The sequence below is a fragment of the Bartonella sp. CR127HXZ genome, from assembly GCF_042194555.1.
GTDB lineage: Bacteria > Pseudomonadota > Alphaproteobacteria > Rhizobiales > Rhizobiaceae > Bartonella > Bartonella grahamii.
In genome coordinates, this window is the sequence record NZ_JBHIMZ010000006.1 from 117,048 (window position 1) to 125,744 (window position 8,697).

At 36.8% G+C, this 8,697-nt stretch carries 6 protein-coding genes; 3 read left to right on the top strand and 3 right to left on the bottom strand.

Features of this window, described 5'->3' with window-relative positions:
* Nucleotides 1-80: 80 nt before the first annotated feature.
* The 3 genes from ACFIKY_RS05195 to ACFIKY_RS05205 all read left to right on the top strand — a co-directional run bounded on the left by ACFIKY_RS05195 (nt 81) and on the right by ACFIKY_RS05205 (nt 6,378).
* Entirely contained in the window at nt 81-587 is a 507-nt protein-coding gene (locus tag ACFIKY_RS05195) for a hypothetical protein (RefSeq protein ID WP_375635646.1), read from the top strand.
* A gap of 2,921 nt (nt 588-3,508) precedes the next feature.
* Nucleotides 3,509-3,952 (top strand): hypothetical protein, encoded by a 444-nt coding sequence (locus tag ACFIKY_RS05200; protein WP_375635647.1) that lies wholly within the window; start codon nt 3,509-3,511, stop codon nt 3,950-3,952.
* 1,667 nt (nt 3,953-5,619) lie between these two features.
* Nucleotides 5,620-6,378, top strand: coding sequence for a DUF4167 domain-containing protein (locus ACFIKY_RS05205; protein WP_375644532.1), 759 nt, complete (start codon nt 5,620-5,622; stop codon nt 6,376-6,378).
* Nucleotides 6,379-7,429: 1,051 nt separating this feature from the next.
* Here the strand turns inward: ACFIKY_RS05205 and ACFIKY_RS05210 are convergent.
* From ACFIKY_RS05210 to ACFIKY_RS05220, 3 genes are all read right to left on the bottom strand, one after another.
* Nucleotides 7,430-7,879 carry a hypothetical protein gene (locus ACFIKY_RS05210; RefSeq protein ID WP_375635649.1) on the bottom strand — a complete coding sequence of 150 codons (450 nt, stop codon included), beginning with the start codon at nt 7,877-7,879 and terminating at the stop codon, nt 7,430-7,432.
* A 44-nt stretch (nt 7,880-7,923) separates the two neighbouring features.
* The gene (locus ACFIKY_RS05215) at nt 7,924-8,289 is read right to left on the bottom strand and encodes a hypothetical protein (RefSeq protein ID WP_375635665.1); all 366 of its coding nucleotides are present in this window, start codon (nt 8,287-8,289) and stop codon (nt 7,924-7,926) included.
* Nucleotides 8,290-8,357: 68 nt separating this feature from the next.
* The coding region (locus ACFIKY_RS05220; RefSeq protein ID WP_375644533.1) for a hypothetical protein at nt 8,358-8,697 on the bottom strand (340 nt) is incomplete at its 5' end.

Sequence of the window (8,697 nt, forward strand, 5' to 3'; positions counted from 1 at the left end):
GAGGAATGCAAGAGCCGTACAACGGAAAAAGATATTCAAATGCTTAATACGCGTTTAGCTTATCAAAAAAGGGGAATATAATGGCACTTTTTCCATTTTCTATTGCTGATATTGATGATCCTGAATGTATTCGTGTGGTTCTTTATGCTAGCGGAAGAATGGGACATGCTCCTTTAAACGCATTGTTGAAGAAAGCATATGAAGATATTACAAAAATTTTAAAGCGCATGGATGCTTTAGCAAAGCGCATGGATGCGTTAGAAAAAAAATTAAATACTCTAGATCCTACCAAGGTCGAACAGAAAAAAAATACGAAAAAAGAGAATCAAGACAGTATTAATAATGTTGTGAGTGCTGGAATAACGACATCGAGCAGTATAGTGAGCGGATCAGAATTTAAAATAGAAGCATTGTCCGCTGGAGACATATTTTTTTCTCCAATAAACGAGACGCCAAAAATAGACTACAGCTCTTTTGTTTCAAAACTTACAGCACATGAGCCGCTAGAAATACACAGTAATGTTAGTCAATACATGGGTGTTGAGCAGTCTAGAGGGATTTCTTCTTTGTTTAAAAAGGAAAAATAGAAAAGAGTGGTCATAACAAACTGATTATAACAATAGGTATGGGTTGAAGCTATAGATCAGATGCACCTTATTTATATCTTCGGTGGGGTGTGGAATTGCACTCTGTTTGAGATGTTAAAAAAAGGTAAAAGTTGTTGCAGGAAAGTTGATCATGAGTTGTTGGGGAGATTAGGGCGCATATTGAAATCTAAGGGCAAGTTTTTAAAGCCTACAGAGAAAGGAGCTGTGCCCAAACAGAAACGCGTGGCAAAAGAAGTTTGTAGACGATAGAAAATCTTGCAATAATTTTAAAAAGCTTTTGGATAGAGCGTTCAATGATTTTAAATTTATAAACAATTTGCTGTTTCTACGCTTTTTTAAAAGAGAAAAAAAGCAGTTTAGTGCAATTTTAATTTGCCAAAAATCCCATAAAAAGAAAAATTTAATTGTCACAAGAACAAAAGCAGAAAAATTCCTATAAGAAAAAAATGCGTGTCATTATATCTTTTCTTATAAAGAAGAGCAATGTTGTACTGTTTGAGCAGGCTTGAAAGAGAAATTTTCACTTGTTTTCTTATCAAACAAGATTGTACAAGCGGTTGTTGATTTGTCTTATCCTGCTTATACTGTAAATACTGTCCTTTCAGGTGTGATGATATAAGGCAAGCCTCTTTGTAAGAGCTCAAATAACACAAAAAGTGTTTTTAAAGGCGTGCCAAATATTTAAGGCAGGGCTTATTTGTTGAGCTTTAAGTTTAAGTAAATCACATGTGGGAAAGCTAAATGGACCCCGCTATAATCCGAGCTATTAATAGATCAGATTGGGTGAAGCCTCGTCTTTTGAAGTGGTGGATGCAAGTTAAGAAAAATTATCTTTTACAAGCGTAAAAGAACGGATTTTATTATAATTATGGACTTAAACCATGTGTGTTTTATCCCAGTGAGGAAGATTCAAAATAAAAATGCAGGTACCTGTTTAGTTTCTTTGCGTTGATTATAATGGGGGGCGTTGAATAGTTAAAGAATGTTTGTTACTGTTTGACGGAGAGTGATATGGGTGAAGCGTAAAATGGTGGCGCACTTGAAGGTCCATTATCATACATGCTCGCATGATCAAAAATGCAAATGTGTCTTTTACAGTGTTTGTTGATCTCGATTAGAAAGTCCATTCTTTTCTTTGTTTGGAGTTTTACATCAATAATTTCTTATCTTGTTGTCGTGCTGCCTTTTGAGAGTGTGGTGATAGAAGGCATGTAAGATTTTATATATTGAAGTGTTTGTGTGTGGTAAATATGAGGGGTGTTTTTTCGTCATGTGATGAACTCTTCGGGCGGTGGGGATTTTGTCCATAAAGCGTCATAAAATATCACTTTTTGTTCTGTGGTGATAGAGATCCCACGAGGGGGAAAGAAGAAGGGGAAAGTCAAGTGGATTTTGTGAGCCAATCATGTAAACTGGAACGGATTCCATGCGGATATAAATCAGGCTTTGTTTGTTGCATATAGCGCTATTTGTTGCATAACTTGTGATAGCCAATTCTCTAAATAAAGGGATTTGACCGGTAGCAGAAAAAAGAAATCATTACGAGATAGCAAGTGTGCTTGTTTCAGAATGTCTAATGCTTTTGCATGACAAAGGAACGCGAAACTCTGTCACGTCGTCCTTTCATGTTTTCGAGTTCAGGGTTGTCCATATATTTCCTTCAACTTGATCTTTATGCATAGGACGCAAGGGAATTGGAGGCAAGAAATTAGGATGAACATTTTGGGACAAGCAAAAAGCCAATATGTTACGCTCGTTGTTTTACAGCATGTTTGATAAAAAGCTAGGACATCTTTCCAATCCATTATGTGTGTAACCTTAAGGCGTTGTTTTCTTAAGAGAGTACAGAGCTTTTTTGTTGCTTGTCAAACAACATCAAATCTCAACGCTACAGCATGTTTGAGAGAAAGAAGAATGAGAATCCTACAGATTCAGAAGGGCAAAACTCTCTGAGTGACTCCAGCTTTTGTAAGCTAGACTTTATGTATGACAGATGGGGGCTGTATTTGAGTGATTGCTGAAATAGAGAGACAGCCTTATTGAGAAAAATATAAAGGCATATTAATCACTCTTTGTGCTATCATTTTTTTTCTTTATAATTTTCAAAACTATCTATAGCAATATTATTTAAATAATGAAGATAATGCCTTATGCCTTTGTGTATCGCGTGTCTTTTTGGGATTATGCCTCTCACATAAAAACAGAATGCCCCAAATATTATTTGTCTCCGAATATATATTTATTGCATATTTACGGACTTGTTTTAAAGAGATATCCCACTCCCAAGTCCCTTTCACAAGAACACTCGTCAATGGTATAGGGGTAAAGCCCCTATGAAATGGATAAAACTTATAAGGTATCTCCCTCATCTTTATGCTTCATAAAAGTTGCAGGTTGGTATTCTCATATATTTTTCCAACTCCCAATGTTACGAAAGCCTTGGTTCGTGAGACGATTCATAAGAGGTATATGCCTTTTTTGTACAGTTTTTAATCCACATGCCAGCTCCGCGTGTAACATGCAAGAAAAAGAGTTTGATTCAACAGCAAACAGATTGAGGATGAAAAATCCTATGGTATTCGGGTCTCTCATTCAATATGCAAAACAATAAATAATCTTTATAAATCAATGTGATATATCTTAAAGAAGACGAATTGTTTATAGAGCTGCATGGATGAAGAATCTTCGTCTTTTAAGGTGATGAAAGAAAATTATAATCCCTATTTTTTCATAAAGGGCATGAGAAAAGTGTTTCACAAAAATTTTATACGATAAAAAAGAGAGTCTTTTGACATAAGAGTCTTGATCGTTTGCCGCTATAACCTGTATTGTGTATACAGATGCTTCTATCATTTTTTGCTGTAAAAGCTTCTCTTGGGATGTTAAAGGGTACAATCTTTATGGAAAAAAGAATCCGTGCAAGGCAAAAGGCTTATTTCAAAAGATTATATCGCAAGATTGCTTTTGTTTGCATAATACTTTTTTGTGTAGTGATTTTGTGTTTTGTTGTTGCAAAGGTGATCAGTTATTTTTCTTCTCATAAAAAAATAACACAACAAGCACCCGTTGAATTGGTTATTCCTGTTTTTGATCTGCGCGTATATTGCAAGGAAATTTCTGCTTCCGTTATGCCCGATATGAAAAGAGAAGTCTATCAGCATTGTCTTAATTTGGAAAGTGAGGCCTATTTTGCTATTCGTGAAATGTGGGATCAGCTTTCTGATACTGCAAAAAAACAATGTTTGACGTTGGTACGACCTGGGGATGGAAATTATTTTCTCTTACGCGATTGTTTTCTCAATGAAAAAGAAAATAAAAAAGGCAAAAGACGCAATTACTTTTAAGTTTTTATACGGAAAGTTAAAAGGATGCGAATTTTGATGAGAAGATAAAAACCTCTTAAATTACGATCTGCCTCGAGACCAATAGCAATTTGATTTATTTATCTTGTTATATCACACTTCTTATTTAAGATGTGGCGACATAAGGCATGGATGCCTCCTTGAAATGTTTAAGGGGGCGTGGTGGAGTTTTAGGAGGATTTGTTGAGCTTTTTTAAGGGAAATAACAGGTGTGGGAAATCCATTTCGTAATGGTTCTGGTGAAGGGTATAATGGTAAAGCCCCCATGAAGTGTATAAAATTTATAGAGCATGTTCATCTTTACGTTTCAAACAAGAGTAAGCCCCAAGTACCACTTACACTTTGCGAGCTTTCAATGGTGTTTGCTGACAGCCCTTGAGCCTTAGAGATGGTTCATAAGAGGCACTTTTAGCCTTTCTTTATCGTTTTTACTCCACACAGGCTTTTCCGTGTGTAACATGAAAGAAAAAGAGATTGATTCAATAGCAAACAAATTGAGGATGAAAAATCCTAGGGTATTAAGTTTTCTTACTCAACACAAAAAATATGAATGATCATTATAAATCAATTCAGTGTACGAATTTTACAAGAATTTTGATTGTTGACAGAGCAGTGTGACTTGAGAACCTTCGTTCTTTGAGGGCGTAAGTCAATAGAAATGACAAAAATGAGTAAAAAAGAAACATTCCTTTTATAAACATTCAAGGCTGCTTCATGCGTAAAGTGCTGTGCTGGGTTTACAAATGTGCTTGTTTTATAATTCCAGTTTTCTTTATCAGAAAAGATAAGAGAGGAAATGCGTTATGCCATTCTTATTGATAGTTTTTGAGAAGAAGCTGATTTTTAGGAAAGTGTGACATATTGGTCATTTTTTTATAATTTTATATTTTTTTGTATTTAAATATTTTGCTTTTTAAGCTCAATTTGTTATAAATAAAAACTGTGATTAATTTAAAAACTCCATGGGTTAAAATAGAAATTGATAGTATCTGGCTTATTTAGGAAAGAAGATTAATCTCTTGGTGATTATAGGGCTTGAATAATACTTCGTATTAATCTATCTATAAAAATCAAGAGGTTTTGTGAAGCGATCGTGGATTATCGCTCGCAAGGGGTTGCTTTAGCGATGAAGAGAGGCTATATATCATAGGATAAAGAGGTTCGCGCAGTGACTCGTTGGGATGGAAGTGCTTGTGAGTTAAATGCACGAGGGGGTAGAGGGTATCGGCGTTTTTAGGAGCGGTGGTTTTAGAGCAAAAAAGGAAGCTTCTAATATTCTCTGGCAGGAATTTTTCTTTGTCAGGTGTGTTGTATGTGTGTTTTCCTTTTTGTTTTCCACAAGATAATTATTTTTTTAGTGAAATATGGTTTATTTTAAAAAAAACACTTGGCATTTTATGTGAACATCATTAGGTTTCTGCTGTTTAACAGAGAAAGAGGGAATTTTTGATTTACGATTTCCCTGCTGTTTTGTGATTTTCAAGAAAATATATGCTTTTATCAATATCAGTAGGGTTCGTTTGAGTAAAATAAACGCGGATAGCTTGATAACCGTATGTTAAAAATGATTAGCATTATCAAAAGGTAATGCAATGAGGAAGAGTCAATTAAGACATACATTAAGACAAACACTCCAAAAAGGGATAAAGATGAGGCCACAACAAAATAGACGGGTACGCGGTCGCAATAATAACAATAATGGTAATAACAATAATAATCGTCGCGGTCCTAATCCGTTGTCTCGCAATTATGAAAGCAGCGGTCCGGATGTTAAAATTCGCGGGAATGCTCAGCAAATTGCCGATAAATACATAAGCCTTGCGCGTGATGCACAAGGTGCGGGTGATCGTGTTATGTCGGAGAATTATTTACAACATGCCGAGCACTATTTGCGTATTATTTTAGCAGCAGCTGGGCAAATGTCTCAATCAGTTCGACGTGATGAAAATCGTGGTGATGAAAATCGTGATGAAAACAACGAGCAAGAATGCGGTGAAATAAATCTTGACGGTGAAAAAAAGGATGCTGTTGAGGGTGATACAGATGTATTACAGATGCCGTCGCAAAAAAATGGTAATGGCCAATATGCTAAAACGCAAAATGGGGATGCGCGTGAAAATGCTTTAGAGGCTCTATCGGATGAAAAAACGGATCAAGAGCACTGTCACTCTGAGAAAAATGTTGAACCTGTCAAAAAAACACGCCGTTCTCCCCGTCGACGTACTGTACGGACCCAACAAGATGAATCATCTCTTGAGCTTTCACTTACAACAGCAGAAAGCACGAGCAATGGAGATGCATCAACAGCAACAAAAGAGGTTTCTTCGTTGCCTGGATTAGGTGAGGGAATACAGAGAAAAACGCGCCGTCGCCGAGTAGTCAATCTTGAAGCAGAGGAAAATGTTTAAACCTGAAGGGTGCTGTTTAAGCGCTTGTGGTGATGTTATTAGTATCATGATGGTGAATTATATATGCTCAAGAAGCTTTTTGCGCTTCTTTGAATTTTCACGGTCAGTACTAGGAACTTAACGAAGGGTGTTGACAGAAAAGATTGCCCCTTTGCTGGGATTTAAGTAAGGGGATACAGAGAAAAACGCGCCGTTGCCTAAGTGGTCGCATCTTGAAGCAGAGGAAAATGTTTAAACCTGAAGGATGTTGTGTAAGCGCTTGTGATGATGTTATTGGTATCATGATGGTAAATTATATATGCTCAAGAAGCTTTTTGCGCTTTCTTTGAATTTTCACGGTCAGTCCTAGGAACTTAACGAAGGATGTCGACAGACAAGATTGCCTCGTTGCTGGGATTTAAGTGAGGGAATACAGAGAAAAGCACATCCGTGTATTTTAAGAGACAGTTCTTGTATAAAGAACGCAATGTCGTTGTTTTATTTATTGACACTTATATTTAATATTGTTCAATGTATTTATGCCCATTTTGCGATGGTGCTCATGAATTCTATCATGTAAAATCCATCGGTTATCTTTGCTTAATAAAAGATGTAAGCTGGGCGTTATAGCTTTAATTTTCAATGTTGCAACAGTTCTTCTTTTGATACCGGATCATTCATAAGAGGTATTTTTATTCATCCATTTCCTTGCTGGGATATGTGAGCAAATGATTTTGATTCAGTTTCTCATGAACAGATTTGAAAGGGGAGAATCCTACAGTATTTGAGGTTCTCGTTCGACATGTAAAATAAATGATCACTATTAAATTAATATGTTGAATTTTTGCACTCAAGAAGATGTCTTTCTTGTACGTTCATTAGAATTTTCCTAAGCGATGTCAGTTTGCTTAAGCATGGGAATGCGTTGATAGAAAGGTTTCTTCTTTTCCAAGATTAGGTCAGGAGATACAGAGAAAAACGCGCCGTCGCCCAAGTGATCGTATCTTGAAGCAGAGGAAAATGTTTAAACCTGAAGGATGCTATGTAAGCGCTTGTGGTGATATTAGTTTGCTTAATGAGGCATTGTTTCCGATATTTCTTTTTTTGTTTCAACAGAAAGAACGGCGATTAATGCACCAGTGTGATAATTGTAAATCATAAATTTTGTTTGTCTATCAGGGGTTAAAACTTTCAGTACAATATTGTGTTCTGAGAGGCTTTGCGACAAAATCTGTGTTTTTTCCGGTAGAGAGAGCGTATGATTGATAACGTGTGGGGTTTTGCTGGGAGAGGAAGATAACTCTGTTTGTTTTGGCGCTGATCCGGTTGCGACCACTTTATAAACAATTAAAAACAGTACGGTTAGAATAAGGAAAAGCGTTATTAAAACGGAAATAATCATTAAACCCATAAGTTTTTTTCTCACTCGTTCTACAGCAGGATCTAAAGGGAGATCTTGAGGCAGAGAGTTTTGCTCTGTGTGATGGTCTTTTGAAGGTTGCATTCGCTTATTATCCATCATGTCTTTCATTGATTATTTTTTTGAGATCTGATGGGTTTATGCTTTTAAAGTTTTTTGTGCAAGAGGTTTGTGGAAGAAGAATGCAAAAGAGGAAGCGATGTTGGTAAAATACCTTCTTTCTGGACTGTAGATATCTTGTTATTTTCATTTTGGCTTTTAAGCAGGAAATTTCCACGGTTTGTTACAGACCAGATCAATTTTACTTCTTGTTGATGTAAATCTGCATGGACGTCTATACATTGGGCAAAAATTTGTTGTCCAGAAAATGCAAAATTTTTTGTGGACGGTATCATGGATTGTTCACATGCTTGAGCCGTTGGATAGATTTTAACCATTGTATTGTTCGAATAGCAACTATTGAAATCATCTGTACATGAAACTAATAAGAGGATAAAAACAAGGGGATTCATCAATTATTTTCCAAATGAGAGGTTGACAGCATGGGCTCCAATTTGTCAGCCTAGGGGCTTCTTCACCGTTAAACGTTTTTACAGTTTTTTAGTTCCCCCTTTGAGATGTCCGTTCCCCCTTTGAGATGTCCGTTCCCCCTTTGAGATGTCCGTTCCCCCTTTGAGATGTCCGTTCCCCCTTTGAGATGTCCGTTCCCCCTTTGAGATGTCCGTTCCCCCTTTGAGATGTCCGTTCCCCCTTTGAGATGTCCGTTCCCCCTTTGAGATGTCCGTTCCCCCTTTGAGATGTCCGTTCCCCCTTTGAGATGTCCGTTCCCCCTTTGAGATGTCCGTTCCCCCTTTGAGATGTCCGTTCCCCCTTTGAGATGTCCGTTCCCCCTTTGAGATGTCCGTTCCCCCTTTGAGATG